Annotated in this window: 7 protein-coding genes and 1 tRNA gene; 5 read left to right on the top strand and 3 right to left on the bottom strand. The window is 69.1% G+C overall.

What is annotated here, in order from left to right; all coding sequences use genetic code 11:
- Nucleotides 1–2: 2 nt before the first annotated feature.
- Nucleotides 3–1,061, bottom strand: a complete 1,059-nt coding sequence (locus ACFC4D_RS36210) for a zinc-dependent dehydrogenase (protein ID WP_376070135.1) — start codon at nucleotides 1,059–1,061, stop codon at nucleotides 3–5.
- A 195-nt stretch (nucleotides 1,062–1,256) separates the two neighbouring features.
- Here ACFC4D_RS36210 and ACFC4D_RS36205 point away from each other — a divergent pair, with 195 nt between their 5' ends.
- Nucleotides 1,257–3,212, top strand: a complete 1,956-nt coding sequence (locus tag ACFC4D_RS36205; protein WP_376070132.1) for a PTS mannitol transporter subunit IICBA — start codon at nucleotides 1,257–1,259, stop codon at nucleotides 3,210–3,212.
- Nucleotides 3,213–3,257: 45 nt separating this feature from the next.
- On the opposite strand, the gene ACFC4D_RS36200 is transcribed toward ACFC4D_RS36205, so the two are convergent.
- On the bottom strand, nucleotides 3,258–4,946 hold the full coding sequence (locus ACFC4D_RS36200) for a phosphoenolpyruvate--protein phosphotransferase (protein ID WP_376070130.1): 1,689 nt from the start codon (nucleotides 4,944–4,946) through the stop codon (nucleotides 3,258–3,260).
- 145 nt (nucleotides 4,947–5,091) lie between these two features.
- Between ACFC4D_RS36200 and ACFC4D_RS36195 the strand changes: the two genes are divergently transcribed.
- Genes ACFC4D_RS36195 through ACFC4D_RS36185 form a run of 3 tightly spaced genes read left to right on the top strand, consistent with a single transcriptional unit; the run spans nucleotide 5,092 to nucleotide 7,101 of the window.
- Entirely contained in the window at nucleotides 5,092–5,859 is a 768-nt protein-coding gene (locus ACFC4D_RS36195) for a DeoR/GlpR family DNA-binding transcription regulator (RefSeq protein ID WP_375955524.1), read from the top strand.
- Nucleotides 5,856–6,806, top strand: coding sequence for a 1-phosphofructokinase family hexose kinase (locus ACFC4D_RS36190; protein WP_376070128.1), 951 nt, complete (start codon nucleotides 5,856–5,858; stop codon nucleotides 6,804–6,806). Before ACFC4D_RS36195 ends, ACFC4D_RS36190 begins: the two co-directional genes overlap by 4 nt.
- A gap of 37 nt (nucleotides 6,807–6,843) precedes the next feature.
- Nucleotides 6,844–7,101, top strand: a complete 258-nt coding sequence (locus ACFC4D_RS36185) for an HPr family phosphocarrier protein (RefSeq protein ID WP_375955520.1) — start codon at nucleotides 6,844–6,846, stop codon at nucleotides 7,099–7,101.
- A gap of 133 nt (nucleotides 7,102–7,234) precedes the next feature.
- On the opposite strand, the gene ACFC4D_RS36180 is transcribed toward ACFC4D_RS36185, so the two are convergent.
- Nucleotides 7,235–7,316 (bottom strand) — tRNA-Leu (locus ACFC4D_RS36180).
- Nucleotides 7,317–7,705: 389 nt separating this feature from the next.
- Between ACFC4D_RS36180 and ACFC4D_RS36175 the strand changes: the two genes are divergently transcribed.
- Nucleotides 7,706–17,026: a fatty acid synthase subunit beta domain-containing protein gene (locus ACFC4D_RS36175; protein WP_376070125.1), complete on the top strand. Its 9,321-nt coding sequence runs from the start codon at nucleotides 7,706–7,708 to the stop codon at nucleotides 17,024–17,026.
- Nucleotides 17,027–17,102 lie beyond the last annotated feature (76 nt).

Here is a 17,102-nt window from a genome sequence, read left to right as displayed (position 1 = left end):
TTTCAGGGCTCGACGGTGACCTTGATGGCCGCGCCGCTCTCGACGATCGTGAATGCGTCGAGCACCTCGCCGAGCGGGATGCGATCGGTGATGAGGTCCGCGACCGGCACCTGACCCGTGGAGATATAGGTGAGGGCGCGCCGATTGTGCTCGGGCGCGGATCCATTGGCCCCGTGGATGTGCAGCTGGCGGTAGTGCACCACATTGGAATCGCAGCTGATGACCGGATTGGTCTTGGGCAGCCCGCCGAAGAAGGAGATGCGGCCGTTGCGCGCGGCCATGGCGATGGCCTGCTCCTGCGTGATGTTGGCGGCGGTCGCGGTGATGATGACATCCGCGCCGCGGCCGCCGGTCAGTTCCATGACCCGGGCGACGGGGTCTACGTCGGCGGCGTTGATCACTTCGTCGGGCCGCACCGCGGCCGCTGACAGGGCCAGTCGCTGCGCGTTCACATCGACCAGATAGACCGGGCCGCAACGATGTACGCCGCGCGCGATGCGAATGTGCATACAGCCGATCGGACCCGCGCCGAAGACCACGACGGTATCGCCCGGTTCGATGCCGAGCAGCTCCTGCGCGTTGATCGCACAGGCCAGCGGTTCGGCCGCGGACGCCTCCGGGAATCCGACGTTCTCCGGAATGCGGTTGAGACCGTCGACCCGCAGCACCTGACTGGGCACGATCATGAACTCGGCGAATCCGCCGTCGTACTGGTATCCGACCGAGGTCTGGTTCTGGCAGACCGCCATCCAGCCCTTCTCGCATTCGTGGCACTTACCGCACGGCACGGCCGCGATGACCTGCGCGCGATCGCCGATCCGCCATTCGGTTCCGTACAGCTCGTTCACCGCCGCGCCCACCTCGACGATCTCGCCCGCGATCTCATGTCCGAGAGTGCGTGGGGGAGTGAGGTTCTGGTGCCCGTTGTGCCGGATCTTCACATCGGTTCCGCAGGTCGAACAGTTGCGCACCCGGAGTTTGATCTCATCCGGACCGCATTCGGGCTCGGCGATGTCCTCGAGGCGGATGTCCTCGGGTGCGTAAAAGCGCAGGGCCTTCATGAGGCTCTCTTCCTTCCCACCATTGCTGTGAGCTGACCGCTCGAGTCCACCGTAACGGTCATGCGGGCGCAAAGCCACACGGATTTGTGCCCATTTATGCCCGTTCTCTTGTCATTGTGCCCGATTATGCGGTCTACTACCACAAGAGATGTGGCCCGGGTCACATGCTCGGTCGAGTTGTTCAGAGGAAGTCTTATGTCTATCTCCCCACCGGCCACCCGCGGCGGCGCCCGAGTGCGCGTGCAGCGGGTCGGCACATTCCTGTCCAGCATGGTGATGCCGAATATCGGCGCCTTCATCGCCTGGGGCCTGCTCACCGCCCTGTTCATCGAGAAGGGCTGGATCCGGTCCGTCACCGATCAGTGGGGCGCGGGCAGTTGGGTCGCGCATATCGGCGGCTGGGGCGACTACGCCAGCGGCGGCATAGTCGCTCCCACCATCACCTATCTGCTGCCGATCCTGATCGGCGCGACCGGCGGCCGCATCGTCTACGACACCCGGGGCGCGGTGGTCGGCGCGATCGCCACCATGGGCGTGATCGCGGGCGCGGATGTGCCCATGTTCATGGGCGCGATGATCATGGGGCCGTTCGGCGGCTGGGTCATCAAGAAGCTGGATGCGCTGTGGGAGGGCAAGATTCGCCCCGGCTTCGAGATGCTGGTGAACAATTTCTCGGCGGGCATCGCGGGTGCGGCGCTGGCGGTCGTCGGCTTCTTCGGCATCGGCCCGCTGGTATCCGCGTTCAGCCGGCTGGCCAGCAATGTCGTGAACTTCCTGGTGAATCACGATCTGCTGCCGCTGACTTCGCTGTTCATCGAACCGGCGAAGGTGCTGTTCCTCAATAACGCGGTCAATCACGGCATCCTGACACCGCTGGGCACCAGCCAGGCCGCCGCCAACGGCAAATCGATTCTCTTTCTGCTGGAAGCCAATCCGGGTCCGGGTCTCGGACTGCTGGTGGCCTTCGCACTGTTCGGCAAGGGTGCGGCGAAACTGTCCGCGCCCGGCGCGATCATCATTCACTTCCTCGGCGGCATCCACGAGATCTACTTCCCGTACGTGCTGATGAAGCCGAAGCTCATCCTCGCCACCATCGCGGGCGGTATGACCGGGGTGCTGATCAATGTGGTGTTCAGCTCCGGGCTGCGCGCCCCGGCCGCGCCGGGATCGATCATCGCGGTGTACGCGCAGACCGCCGGCGACAGCTATCTCGGCGTGACGCTGTCCGTACTCGGCGCCGCCGGAGTGTCTTTCGCGGTCGCGGCGCTGCTGCTGCGGACCGACCGCGGCGACAGCGATCAGGATCTGGCCGGAGCCACCGCCGCCATGGAGGCGCTCAAGGGTAAGCGCTCCATTGCCTCTTCCGTCCTGACGGCACCCGCCAAGATCTCCACCATTGTGTTCGCCTGCGATGCGGGCATGGGGTCCTCCGCCATGGGAGCCTCGGTGCTGCGCAGGAAGATTCGGGACGCGGGCTTCGCCGATGTCAGCGTCGTCAACCAGGCGATCGCGAATCTCACCGACAGCTACGACCTCGTCGTCACCCATACCGATCTGGCCGAGCGGGCGCGCGAGCGGACACCGTCCGCCATCCACGTGGCCGTGGACGATTTCATGAACAGTCCGGAGTACGACGAGATCGTCGGATTGGTCAGCCGGGCCGGGAAATCCGTCGCCCCGAAGACGCCGGAACCGATTGCGCAGGAAGCTGATTCGGACGGTGAGATGCTCGCCCTCGATTCCATCGTGCTGTCCGGTGTCGCCCGCAGCAGTGCCGAGGCCATCGACGAGGCCGGTGGATTACTGGTCGCGGCGGGCGCGGTCGACGCCGCCTATGTCGAGGCGATGCACGAGCGGGAGCGTTCCGTCTCGACCTTCATGGGCAACGGTCTCGCCATTCCGCACGGCACCAACGAGGCGAAGACGGGTATCCGGCACACCGGGATCTCGGTGGTGCGCTATCCGCAGCCCATCGACTGGAACGGTAAGCCGGTCGAATTCGTCATCGGCATCGCCGGAGCCGGGGACGATCATCTGGCGCTGCTCACCCGCATCGCCCAGATATTCGTGAACAAGGAACAGATCGAGCGGCTGCGGACGGCGAGCACACCCGCCGAGATCCAGGCGGTGCTCGGCAGCGTGCGCGTCTGAGCGCGCCCACTGTGGCCGGTGGCAGTCGCCACCGGCCACATCCGTTCAGAGCGGGATGATCGCGGCGGCGGCCGCGCGGGCGGCCCGCGGATCGGCCGTAGAGAGCACGGCCGCGGCGGCGCGGCGGCAGTCGTCCATGGTGACGGCCGCCAGCGCGGCCCCCACGGCACTCACCGCCGAAGCCGCCGCCGACAGCGAGGTGATGCCGAAACCCGCCAGCACACCGGCCAGCAGCGGATCGGCCGCGGCCTCGCCGCAGACGCCCACCGGCTTGCCGAGCCGCTGACCGGCGGCCGCGGTCTGCGCGACCAGGCGCAGCACCGCGGGCTGCCAGGGATCGGTGAATCCGGCCAGCTGCGGGGACATGCGATCGGCGGCCATGGTGTACTGCGCCAGGTCATTGGTGCCGATCGAGGCGAAGTCGACCTCGGCGAGGATCGCCTCGGCCAGCAGCGCGGCGGCCGGGACCTCGATCATCACCCCGGGGATCAGGCCGCGGTCCCGGACCTCGGCCGCGAACGATTTCGCCTCCGCCACGGTCGAGATCATCGGGGCCATCACCCACGGGATACGGTCACGCCCCTGCGCCGTCACCGCGATGGCATCGAGCTGGCGATCCATGATGCCGCTGTCCCGCACCGTGATTCGAATGCCGCGCACGCCAAGCGCGGGGTTGGCCTCCGCCGGATGGGTGACGAAGCGCAGTGGCTTGTCCGAACCCGCGTCGAGGGTGCGGACCACCACCTTGCCGTCCGGATACGCGTCCAGGACCTGCCGGTACAGCTGCGCCTGCTCGGTCACCGACGGCTCGGATTCCCGGTCCAGGAAACACAATTCGGTGCGGAACAGGCCGATGCCCTCGGCCGGGCTGCCGGTGGCGGCGCGTGCTCCGGCACCGTCCTGCACATTCGCCAGCACCTCGACGCGCTGTCCGTCCGCGGTCGCGCCGGGGCCGGACCATTGCGCGGCGCGGGCCGTCGAGACCTGATATTCGGCGACGGCCGTGGCGACCTGCTCGGCATCGGGATGCAGGATGACCCGGCCCTGGGTGCCGTCGACCAGCATGTCGGTCCCGGCGGGCACCTCATCGAGGCCCTCGACCGCGACCACGCACGGAATCCCCAACTGACGGGCGATGATGGCGGTGTGGCCGGTCGGCCCGCCCAGCGACATGGCAAGTCCGACAATCAGTTTCGGGTCGAGCCCGGCGGTATCGGCGGGTGCGAGGTCGGTGGCCAGCAGAATCGCGGGCTCGGCCGGGGTGGGAATCCCGGGTTCGGGCGCGCCCAGCAGTTCGGCCACCACGCGGTCGCGGACATCGCGCAGATCCGTCACCCGCTCCGCCATCAGACCGCCGAGCTTGGTGAACAGCGCCGCGAATTGTTCGGTCGCGGTGATCGCGGCAGCGGCGGCGGGCGTGCCCGTGGCGATCAGTTTCTCGGCCGCGCCCAGCCAGCCGCGGTCGGTGGCCATGGCGGCATTCGCGCTCAGCACCTCCGCGGCCGCACCCGAGGCCGCGCCCGCGCGCAGTCGCAGGCGCTCGGCGACGGTGTCGGCGGCCTGCCGCAGGGTTTCGGCCTGTGCTGCCCGTTCGGACTCCGCCAGCGGTTCGGACCCGATCTCCGGGCGCACCCGGGGCGTGGGCCGCACCGCGAGCCCCGCGACCACCCCGGGCACCGCCGGTGTGCCGTGCAACACCGTCGAACCGTCGTTTTCCTGCAATGATCGCGTCATGATCGGTCTCCTCCACGCCATTCGCGAGCCCGATCCGGCCACGCCATCGGCCCGATCGGTGTGACCCAGGTTACTCGCGGCACTTGACAAAGCAACACGTTCGGGCATAAAACAACACTAAACAACAACGCCATCGGAGGTTCGGATGTACGCCGAGGAGCGGCAGGAGGCGATCGCCGCGCTGGTCGTCCAGCGCGGCCGGGTATCGGTCACCGAACTCTCGGAACAGTTCGACGTGACCACCGAAACCGTGCGCCGCGATCTGGCCGCACTCGACCGCGCGGGCGTGCTCCGCCGCGTGCACGGCGGGGCCATGCCGGCCGCTGCGCTCACCGCGGTCGAGCTCGGCACCGGCGAGCGCGAGCACACCCGCGCGGCCGAGAAGGACCGGATCGCCAAGGCCGCCTTGGCTTTCCTGCCGCCCACCGGCGGCAGCATCCTGCTCGACGCGGGCACCACGACCTCCCGGATCGCCGCCCAGCTGCCCGCCGATCGCGAACTCGTCGCGGTCACCAATTGCGTTCCCATCGCCGCGCGGCTGTGCGGCTATCCGGGCGTCCGGCTGCATCTGCTCGGCGGGCGGGTGCGCGGGGTCACCCAGGCCGCGGTCGGCGCGGAAACCCTGCGCGCGCTCGGCGATCTGCGGGTCGACGTGGCGTTCATCGGCGCCAACGCGTTCACCATCGCCCACGGGCTATCCACCCCCGATCCGGACGAGGCGGCGGTCAAGCGCGCCATGGTGGCCGGTGCGCACCGGGTGGTGGTGGTCGCGGACTCCGCCAAGGCCGGACGCGAGGACCTGATGCGGTTCGCGCCCATCACCGATATCGACGTGCTGATCACCGATGACGAACTGCGGCCCGCGCTGCGCGATGGACTGTCCGAGAGCGGGATCGAAGTGGTGATCGCATGATCGTCACGCTCACCGCCAATCCCAGCATCGACCACACCGTCGCACTGGCGGAGCCGCTGCGCCGCGGTGACCTGCAGCGCGCCCGCGCGGCCACCTCGTATCCGGGTGGTAAGGGCGTCAACGTCTCTCGCGTGGTCGCCGCGGCCGGGGTGGCCACCATCGCGGTACTGCCCGGCAGTCCCGGCGATCCGCTGCTGCGGGCGCTGACCGAGACCGGGCTCGACTTTCGCGCGGTGCCGTGTGGCGGCCCGGCCCGCACCAATCTGACCCTCACCGAAACCGACGGCACCACAACGAAAATCAACGAACCGGGCACCCCGCTGGCCGAGGGCGAGCGGAATGCCCTGGCCGATACGCTCATCGGCCTGGCTCACGATGCCGACTGGGTCGTGCTGTCCGGCTCGCTGCCGCCGCTGGTGCCGCCGGACTGGTACGTCGAACTGCTGCGGCGGCTGCCCGGAACCCGGGTCGCCGTGGATACCTCGGACGCGCCGCTGCTGGCCCTGGCCGAGCATTTCGATTCCGCCGCACCGCGATTGCTCAAGCCCAATGCCGAGGAACTGGCCCAGCTCACCGGGGCCGACCCTGGCGAACTGCACGATCCGGCGGCCGCCGCCCGCGCGGCCGGGGCGCTGGTGGCGCGCGGTGTGGACGCCGTACTCGCCACGCTCGGCGCGGCCGGAGCCGTCCTGGTCACCGTCGAAGGGGCCTGGTACGCAACCGCTCCCGCGATCACCGCCCGCAGCACCGTGGGCGCGGGTGACTCCGCCCTCGCGGGATACCTGCTCGCGGATCTCGACGGCGCGACCCCCGCGGATCGCCTGCGCCGCGCCGTGGCCTGCGGCACCGCCGCCGCGGCCCTGCCCGGCACCGGCCTGCCCGGCCCGCACCACCTCGATCCGGCCGCCGTGACCGTCACGGCCCTGAACCTCCAGCCACATCGCTGACAGACGCCGTAATCACCTGTCACACAAAGGAGTCGAAATGCCCAGCAAAACCGTCGAGGTGGGTTCCGCGGTCGGCCTGCACGCCCGCCCGGCCAATATCATCGCCGAAACCGTCCAGGCCACGGGCATTCCCGTCACCCTCGCCGTGGCCGGGGGCGACCCGGTGGACGCGGGCTCCGCCCTCATGATCATGACCCTGGGCGCGGCCAAGGGCACTGCCGTCACCGTCGCCAGTGACGACGAGCCCACCCTGGACCGCATCGCCGAACTGGTCGCCACCGACCTCGACGCCTGACCGAATCGTCCGATACCCAAAGCGAAGTCGCATTTGCCTGAAGATTGCAGGCGAGCGTCGAGGGCGGCTGGCAACCGGTCTGAAATGGGAAATCCCGGCTACTGCCCGATGGGCGGTATGCCGGGATTTCTTGTGCGCGAGGCGGGACTTGAACCCGCACGTCCGTGGACACCAGAACCTAAATCTGGCGCGTATGCCAATTTCGCCACTCGCGCTAACGGTACGACCGTCCAAACTTTACCGGGCGAAACGAGGATCGCGAAGCATCGGGTCGGTGTGGCGTACTGGTCGGTAACCCTACCAGGGATTATAACGATTTGATAAATGGCAATGTGAGGAGCCCTCATATTTCCTACACGGGTGTAACCGGCCTCACCAGCGGGTTCAAACATGAGGGAGGGTCATGTTTGCGGGCGTTCTGGTACGACCGTGCCGAAATACTCGAGGGTAGGTCTTGGGGCGGTAACCAAACATGAGGAGAACCTCATGATTTTGTGGAATCCTCGGCGTCTACCAGGGCCAGTTGGCCGGAGGAACACCTGCGCACCGTGAGCGCGGCCCAGTCCTGTGGGGACGGGGACGCCAGGAGAAGGAAGTCGAAGTCTTGACGATCAACGAGAGCACCGGAACCGGATCGAAGGCCGAACGGGCCCGACAGAACCGGGATAGTGGAGTCAGGTCGTCGCTGCTCGATCGGTTGCTGGGGGGTGCGCCCTACGCGCTGGCCTTCGGTGGACAGGGCGCCGCCTGGCTCACCGAGCTCGAGGAAATCGGGCGGGACAGTGCGCTCGAGCCCGAATTGACCGCACTGGTCAACGAGGCCGCCGCCAAACTGGAACCGGTTGCCGCGCAACTGCTCGTGGTGCGCCCGGTCGGTTTCGACCCCGTCGGCTGGATGCTCGAGGAAGAGCTCGCCGACCCGGATCAGGGGGAGGTGTCGGCGGCGCCCTCCGCGCAGGTGTTGCGTTCCGCCGCGGTCTCCATGCCCGGTGTGTTCCTCACCCAGATCGCCGCACTGCGGGCGCTGCGCCTGCAGGGCCTCGATATCGTCACCCAGGCTCCGGCCGCAGTTATCGGGCACTCACAGGGCCGGATTGCCGCCACCGCCGCGCAGGCGCACGGACAGCGCGATGCCGAACTGCTGGCCATCGCCCAATTGATCGGCGCCGCAGCCGGACTGGTTGCCCGTCGTCGCGGTCTCATGCCGATCGGCGACCGCTCGCCCATGGTCGCGGTCTCCAATGTCGACCCCGAGCGTTTGCAGGCCGTCGTTGACGAGGTCTCGCGCGGAGTGGACGCCGAGAAGGCCGCCGTACTCTCCATCCGCAACGGCCGTCGCCGCGCCGTGCTGAGCGGTCCGGTCGCCCAGCTCGATCGAGTTCGCCGCCGCGCCGCCGAGATTCACGATGAGCAGTCCGCCGAGCGCGATGCCAAGAAGCGCGGCGGTTCGGTCTTCGCCCCGGTCTTCGAGGACATTCCGGTCGAGGTCGCCTTCCATCACCCCGCGCTCGCCGAGACCGTCGATCTGGTCACCGGCTGGGCCGGGCAGTGCGGCCTGGACGCCGAACTGGCCGGTGCCCTCGCGCAGGAAGTGCTCGTCGATCCCATCGACTGGGTCGCCATCGTCGATGACACCGTCGCCCAGGGCGCGCAGTGGATTCTGGACCTCGGCCCGGGCGATCTGCTCACCCGCCTCACCGCCGGATCGCTCAAGGGCACAGGCGTCGGCGTGCTCGCCGCCTCCACCCGCCCGGGCCAGCGCAGCCTGTTCACCCCCGGCGCGGCCCCCGAAATCGCCCCCGCCTGGGCCGAATTCGCGCCCAAGCCGGTCCGCCTGCCCAATGGCCGGGTGGTCGTGGAGACCGCGTTCACCAAGCTCACCGGTCGCTCGCCGATCCTGCTCGCGGGCATGACCCCCACCACCGTCGACGCGAAAATCGTTGCGGCGGCGGCCAATGCGGGCCACTGGGCCGAGCTGGCCGGTGGCGGTCAGGTCACCGAGCAGATCTTCGCCGACCGCGTGGCCGAGCTGAAGACGCTGCTGCATCCGGGCCGCTCGGTGCAGTTCAACTCGCTGTTCCTGGACCCGTACCTGTGGAAGCTGCAGCTGGGCGGAAAGCGCCTGGTGCAGAAGGCCCGTAGCGCGGGCGCGCCGTTCGACGGCGTCATCGTCACCGCCGGTATTCCGGAGCTGGACGAGGCCGTCGCCCTCATCGAGGAGCTGACCGAGGTCGGCATCACGCACGTCGCGTTCAAGCCGGGCACCGTGGCGCAGATCCGCGCCGTGCTCCGAATCGCCGACGCCGCACCGGATTACGCGGTCATCATGCATATCGAGGGCGGCCGCGCCGGTGGCCACCACTCCTGGGAGGACCTCGACGACCTCCTGCTCGAGACCTACGGCGAACTGCGCGGCCGCGCCAATGTGATCGTCTGCGTCGGCGGCGGCATCGGCACCCCCGAGCGCGCCACCCAGTACCTCACCGGCTCCTGGTCGCAGGGCTACGGCTACCCGGTCATGCCGCTGGACGGCGTGCTGGTCGGCACCGCCGCCATGGCCGCCCTGGAGGCCACCACCACCCCCGAGGTCAAGCAGCTGCTGGTCGATACGCCCGGCACCCCCGATTGGGTCGGCGCGGGCACCGCCATCGGCGGAATGGCTTCCGGCCGCAGCCAATTGGGCGCGGACATCCACGAGATCGACAACTCCGCCTCGCGCACCGGCCGCCTGCTGGACGAGGTCGCCGGTGACGCCGACGCCGTGGCCGCGCGCCGCGACGAGATCATCACCGCCCTCAACGGCACCGCCAAGCCGTACTTCGGCGATGTCGCCACCATGACCTACCTGGAATGGCTGGAGCGCTACGTCGAGCTCGCCGTCGGCCTGGACCGGCGCAGGGATTTCGACTGCGGCGGCGATTTCGCCTCCGCCATCGCCGACGCCACCGCCTCGGTCTGGCTGGACATCACCTGGCGCGACCGGTTCGCGGAAATGGTGCGCCGCACCGAATCCCGTCTCAACCCGGCCGACCGCGGGCAGATCGACACCCTCTTCGCGGATGACGCGGATTTCGAGACCCCGGTCAAGGCCATCTGCACCCTGAAGGAGCAGTACCCGGCCATCGCCGAGGCCGTGCTGCACCCCGCGGACGTTCCGTTCTTCACCAGCCTGTGCAAGACCCCCGGCAAGCCGGTCAACTTCGTACCCGTCGTCGACGGCGATGTGCGCCGCTGGTGGCGCTCGGATTCGCTGTGGCAGGCTCATGATCCGCGCTACAGCGCCGATCAGGTGTGCGTCATCCCCGGCACCGTCGCCGTCGCGGGCATCACCCGCGTGGACGAGCCGGTCGGTGAACTGCTGGACCGCTTCGAACAGGACACCGCCTACTCGCTGGTGCGCGCGGGCGTCGTCCCGGCCGCCGTGGACGGCCGCCGCCGCGCCGCCGTCACCGCCGGAGCCATCGATATCGTGCTGGCCGCACCGGATGTGCAGTGGTCGGGTCGCACCACCGTCAACCCGGTGCACCGTCTCGGTGATCTCGGCGAGTGGACCCTGAACGGACAGGGCGCGATTCACCCGCCGACGGGCGCCACCCTGACCCCGATCGCCGGTCCCGAGGACGATCACGCCTACGTCGAGCTGGCCGTCCCGCTGCTCGGCCGCGACGCCGTGCGCATTCGCGTCACCGTGCCCGTGAGCGTGTACAACGGTGGCGCACCGGTCATCACCGAGGACGACGCCACCACCGCCATGTCGGCGCTGCTGGCCGTGGCCGCCGGGCAGTCGCTGCCCGAGGTCAAGAACGTCGACGGCGCGAAGGTCGCGCACTTCAATGTCGCGTGGAGCCCGGACCTGATCGCCGATCACGCCGGTGTGACCGGTTCCGGCCTGCCGGACAGCCTCAGCACCCTCGGCCGCACCGTGCCCGATGTGCTCGTGGGCGCTTGCTGGCCGGCCGTTTTCGCGGTGCTCGGCGCGACCCGCACCGCCGATGACCGCAGCGTCATCGAGGGCATGCTGGACCTGGTGCACCTGGATCATCAGATCCAGCTCATCGGCGAACTGCCCTCCGCCGCAAGCGTTCTCGCCGTCCGCGCGGAAGCGGGCGAGACCATCGACACCGATATGGGCCGCGTCGTCGAGGTACGCGTGCGCATCTCCGGCATGCTCGACAAGCCGGAGACCGGCATGTCCATGCCGACCGTCGCCACCCTCACCGAGCGCTTCGCCATTCGCGGCCGCACCGGTGCCGGCGAACTCTCCGATCCGCCGCGCGCCGGTGGCTCGCTGTCGGACAAGACCTCCGACACCCCGCGTCGCCGCCGCCGCGATGTCACCCTGACCGCACCGCGCGCCATGGCCGCGTTCGCTCAGGTCTCCGGCGACCACAACCCGATCCACACCTCCGACGCCGCCGCCAAGCTGGCCGGTCTCGGCAGCCCGATCGTGCACGGCATGTGGCTGTCCGCCGCTGCGCAGCATGCTGTTTCGGCCATCGACTCCGGTGACAAGGTGCCCCCGCGCACCCTCACCGCCTGGACCACCCGCTTCCTCGGCATGGTGCGCCCCGGTGCGCAGATCGATGTGCGCGTGGAGCGCGTCGCGGTGGATCAGGGCACCGAGATCATCGAGGTCTCCTGCCGCATCGAGGGCGATCTCGTCATGACCGGCACCGGCCGCGTCGCACCGCCCAAGACCGTCTACGCCTTCCCGGGCCAGGGCATTCAGACCAAGGGGATGGGTCTGGACGCGCGCACCCGCTCGAAGGCCGCCAAGGAGGTCTGGGACGAGGCGGACAAGCACACCCGCGAGGCCCTGGGCTTCTCCATTCTCGCCGTGGTGCGCGATAACCCGACCTACCTCAAGGCGCGGGGCGTGGAATACCGCCACCCGCAGGGCGTCCTGCACCTGACCCAGTTCACCCAGGTCGCCATGGCGACCCTCGGCGTGGCCCAGGTCGCGGAACTGCGCGAGGCCGGTGCCTTCATCGAAGGGGCAATGCTCGCCGGGCATTCCGTCGGTGAGTACAACGCGCTCTCGGCCGTGGCCGGGGTGCTGCCGCTGCACGCCGTGCTCGAGGTGGTGTTCCAGCGCGGATCCGCCATGCACGAGCTGGTGCCGCGTAATGCCCAGGGCCTGAGCGACTATCGGATGGCCGCCATCCGCCCGTCGCAGATCGGCATCGCCGATCACGAGGTCATCCCGTTCGTGAACCGCATCGGCGAGCAGGCCGGTGAGTTCCTGGAGGTGGTGAACCTCAACCTGCGCGGTTCGCAGTACGCCATCGCGGGCACCGTCGCCGGACTCGAGGCCCTCGAAACCGAAATCGAGCGGCTGCGTGCCGAAACCGGCGGTAAGCGCGCCTTCGTGGTGATCCCGGGCATCGATGTGCCGTTCCACTCCACCGTGCTGCGCGCCGGTGTGCCGGAATTCCGGATCAAGCTGGAGGGCCTGCTGCCCGCCGACCTGCACCCGGAACTCCTTGTCGGACGCTACATTCCGAACCTGGTGCCGCGACTGTTCAACCTGGAGCGCGATTTCATCCAGGAGATCGCCGACCTGGTGCCGTCCGAGCCGCTCGCCGAAGTGCTTGCGAATTGGGATGATTGGGCCGCCCGGCCGACCGAGCTGTGCCGCGTGGTGCTGGTCGAGCTGCTGGCCTGGCAGTTCGCCAGCCCGGTGCGCTGGATCGAGACCCAGGATCTGCTGTTCACCGATGCCGAGCACGGTGGCCTGGGCGTCGAGCGGTTCGTCGAGGTCGGTTTGGCCGCGACGCCCACCGTCGCGAACCTGGCCTCGAACACGCTCAAGCTGCCCGCGTTCTCGGACACCACGGTGGAGGTGCTCAATATCGAGCGCGAAGCCGCCATCGTGTACTCGACCGACACCGATCCCGCACCCGTGGACGAGCCGGAGGACACCCCGGCCGAGACCGCTTCCGCCGCAACGGCTCCCGCCGCTGCCGCCGCCCCCGCGGCCGCCCCGGCCGCCACCGGCGGCCCGCGCCCGGACGACATCGGCTTCGCCGCCGCCGACGCCACCCGCGTGCTCATCGCGCTGTGGACCAAGCTGCGGATGGATCAGATCGGCCCGGTCGACACCATCGAGGGCCTGTGCGACGGCGTCTCCTCGCGCCGCAATCAGCTGCTCGTCGACCTCGGCGCGGAACTCTCGCTGGGCGCGATCGACGGTGCGGCCGATGCGGATATGGGCGCGCTGGCCAATACGGTCGACCGCCTGGCCCGCACCTACAAGCCGTTCGGCTCGGTGCTGTCCGATTCCATCGGCGATCACCTGCGCAAGGTCTTCGGCCCGTCCGGTAAGCGGCCCGCCGCCATCGCCGAACGCGTCAAGAAGGTCTGGGAACTGGGCGACGGCTGGGCCAGCCATGTCACCGCCGAGGTGTCGCTCGGCACCCGCGAGGGCGCTTCCGTACGCGGCGGCGATCTGGGCGGACTGGTCTCCGGTGGCCTCAATGACGGTGCGGCCGTTGACGCCGCCATCGATGCCGCCGTGCAGGCCGTGGCCGCGCGCCGGGGTGTCGCGGTATCCATGCCGTCCGCCGGTGGCGGTGGCGGTGCGACCGTCGACGCCGCCGCGCTGGGCGAATTCACCGAGCAGATCACCGGTTCGAACGGTGTGCTGGCCACCGCCGCCCGCGTGGTGCTGGAGCAGCTGGGCCTGAGCGAGCAGGTGTCCGCGCCGGAAGCCTCCGACGATTCGCTCGTCGATCTGGTCTCCGCCGAACTCGGCACCGACTGGCCGCGTCTGGTCGCCCCCGCGTTCGACGCCCGGAAGGCGCTGCTCATCGACGACCGCTGGGCCAGTGCGCGTGAGGATCTCGCGCGCCTGTGGTTCGGCAGCGATGGCGAGCACGACGTCGACGGTTACATCGGCGCCGGGGAAGCCGTTGCGGCACAGGCCACCTGGTGGCGCACCCGCGCCATGGGCGAGGCCCGCTCGGTGCTGGCCGGGCTCTACGGCAAGATCGCCGAGGCCGCGCTGACCAAGGCCGATCCGGGCGTCTGGTCCGATGACATCGCCGTGATCACCGGCGCGAGCAAGGGTTCCATCGCGGCCGCCGCGACCGGACGCCTGCTCGCCGGCGGCGCGACCGTGGTCGTCACCACGTCCTCGCTGAACGACGATCGCATCGCCTTCTACAAGAAGCTGTACCGCGAGAACGCTCGCAACGGCGCGGCCCTCTGGGTGGTGCCCGCGAATATGGCCTCCTACGCCGATATCGACGCCCTCATGGACTGGGTCGGCAATGAGCAGGTCGACAATGCCGGTGGCGCGAAGGTTCTGGTCAAGGAGGCCATGATCCCGACGCTGCTGCTGCCGTTCGCCGCACCTCGCGTCGCCGGTGATCTGGCCGACGCCGGGGCCCGCGCCGAAATGGAGATGCGCGTTCTGCTCTGGTCGGTGGAGCGCCTCATCGGCGGTCTGTCCAAGCTCGGCGCGGATCACAATGTCGAAGCCAAACTGCATGTGGTGCTGCCGGGTTCGCCCAACCGCGGCATGTTCGGCGGCGACGGCGCGTACGGCGAATCCAAGGCCGCGCTCGATGCCGTGGTCGCCAAGTGGCGCGCGGAGAAGACCTGGTCCGAGCGGGTCACCCTGGTGCACGCGCTCATCGGCTGGGTGCGCGGCACCGGGCTCATGGGCGGTAACGATCCGCTGGTCGAGGCCGTGGAAGCGGCGGGCGTGCACACCTGGTCCACCCTGGAGATGGCCGATGAGCTGCTCAAGTGGTGCACCTCGCGGGCTCGCATCGTCACCGCGTCCGGACCGCAGCAGATCGATCTGACCGGCGGCCTGGCGCGCGCCAAGCTGGACCTGCCCGCGCTCGCCAAGCAGGCGCGCGAACAGGCCGAGGCGGCCGAGGATGCCGAAGCCGTTGCCGCCAAGACGATTTCGGCGCTGCCCGCACCGCCGACGCTGTCCTCCAAGCTGCCCGTCCCCGAATGGGGTTCGGTCACAGCCGATCTCGACGATATGGTCGTCATCGTCGGCGCGGGCGAGCTGGGCCCCTACGGTTCGGCGCGCACCCGCTTCGAGATGGAGGTCTCCGATCAGCTCTCCGCCGCGGGCGTGCTGGAGCTGGCCTGGACCACCGGCCTGGTCACCTGGGAGAACGATCCCAAGCCCGGCTGGTACGACGTCGAATCCGGTGACTACGTAGACGAATCCGAGCTCGCCGAGCGCTACCACGACACCGTGGTGGAGCGCTGTGGTGTGCGCCGGTACGCCGACGACGGTCAGATGCTGGACAACACCGCGCCGTTGCTCACCTCGGTGTTCCTGGACAAGGACCTGTCCTTCGTGGTGAACAGCGAGTCCGAGGCCCGCTCGTTCTACGCCGCCAACCCGGAGCAGACGGTCGTCACACCCGTCGAGGGCACCGGCGACTGGCAGGTGACGCGCAAGGCGGGCACCGAGATTCGGGTGCCGCGCAAGGCCAAGCTGTCCCGCGTGGTCGGCGGCCAGATCCCGACCGGCTGGGATCCGACCCGCTTCGGCATCTCCGCCGATATGGCGAATTCGGTTGACCGCGTGGCGCTGTGGAACATCGTCTGCACCGTGGACGCGTTCCTGGGCTCGGGCTTCAGCCCCGCCGAGCTGATGCAGTGGGTGCACCCGTCGCTGGTGGCCAACACCCAGGGCACCGGTATGGGCGGCATGTCCTCCATGCGCTCGCTGTACATCGACAACCTGCTCGGTGAGCCGCACGCCAACGACATCCTGCAGGAGGCGCTGCCGAACGTCGCTCTGGCGCATGTGGTTCAGAGCTACGTGGGCTCCTACGGCGGCATGATCCACCCGGTCGCCGCCTGCGCCACCGCGGCGGTCTCCGTCGAGGAGGGTGTGGACAAGATCAAGCTGGGCAAGGCCGATCTGGTCGTGGCCGGTGGATACGACGATCTCGGCATCGAGGGCATCGTCGGCTTCGGTGATATGTCCGCCACCGCCGATTCGGCCGTCATGTCCGCCAAGGGCATCAGCGACCGCTACTTCTCCCGGGCCAACGATCGCCGTCGCGGCGGCTTCGTCGAATCCATGGGCGGCGGAACGGTATTGCTCGCTCGCGGCACCGTCGCGCTGGAGATGGGCCTGCCGGTGCTCGGTGTGGTCGCGTACGCCCAGTCCTTCGCGGACGGCGTGCACACCTCCATCCCGGCCCCCGGACTGGGTGCGCTCGGCGCGGGTCGCGGCGGCGCGGAATCCAAGCTGGCCAAGGAACTTCGCAAGCTCGGCGTCACCCCGGACGAGATCGCGGTGATCTCCAAGCACGACACATCCACCGCGGCAAACGATCCCAACGAGTCCGAGCTGCACGAGCGCCTCGCCGATGCCATCGGCCGCTCGGAAGGCGCTCCGCTGTTCGTGATTTCGCAGAAGACCCTCACCGGTCACGCGAAGGGCGGCGCGGCCTCCTTCCAGATGATCGGCCTGTGCCAGGTGCTGGAACAGGGCGTCATCCCGCCCAACCGCAGCCTGGACTGCGTGGACGAGAAGATGCGGGCGTACCCGCACCTGGTGTGGGTCCGCGAGGCCATGGAGATGGGAGATCGCTTCCCGCTCAAGGCCGGTCTGGTCACCTCGCTCGGCTTCGGCCACGTATCGGGACTGGTCGCCATCGTGCATCCGCAGGCGTTCATCGCGGCGCTGGATCCGGATAAGCGCGAGGCGTACCAGCGTCAGGCGCAAGAGCGTCAGCTCGCCGGACGTCAGCGCCTCACCGAGGCCATGTGCGGCGGCGCGCCGCTGTACGAGCGCCCGGCGGATCGCCGCCTCGGCGGAGACGGCACCCCGGCCAAGAAGTCGCGTCAGCTCGAAGCGGATCTGCTGCTCTCGCCGCAGGCCCGATTGGGTTCGGACGCAACCTATGTCGCGGTCCCGCCGGGACCGGCCTGCCGGTAATCCGGTAGTACTCAGCCCGCATAGCTGAACATCCCAACCAGCGGAGCCTACGGAACCGTAGGCTCCGCTGTTATGT

This window comes from Nocardia sp. NPDC056000 (assembly GCF_042269265.1).
Taxonomy (GTDB): domain Bacteria; phylum Actinomycetota; class Actinomycetes; order Mycobacteriales; family Mycobacteriaceae; genus Nocardia.
The sequence above is the reverse complement of the archived record's forward strand: the minus strand, read 5'-3'. Positions and strand labels throughout refer to the sequence as shown.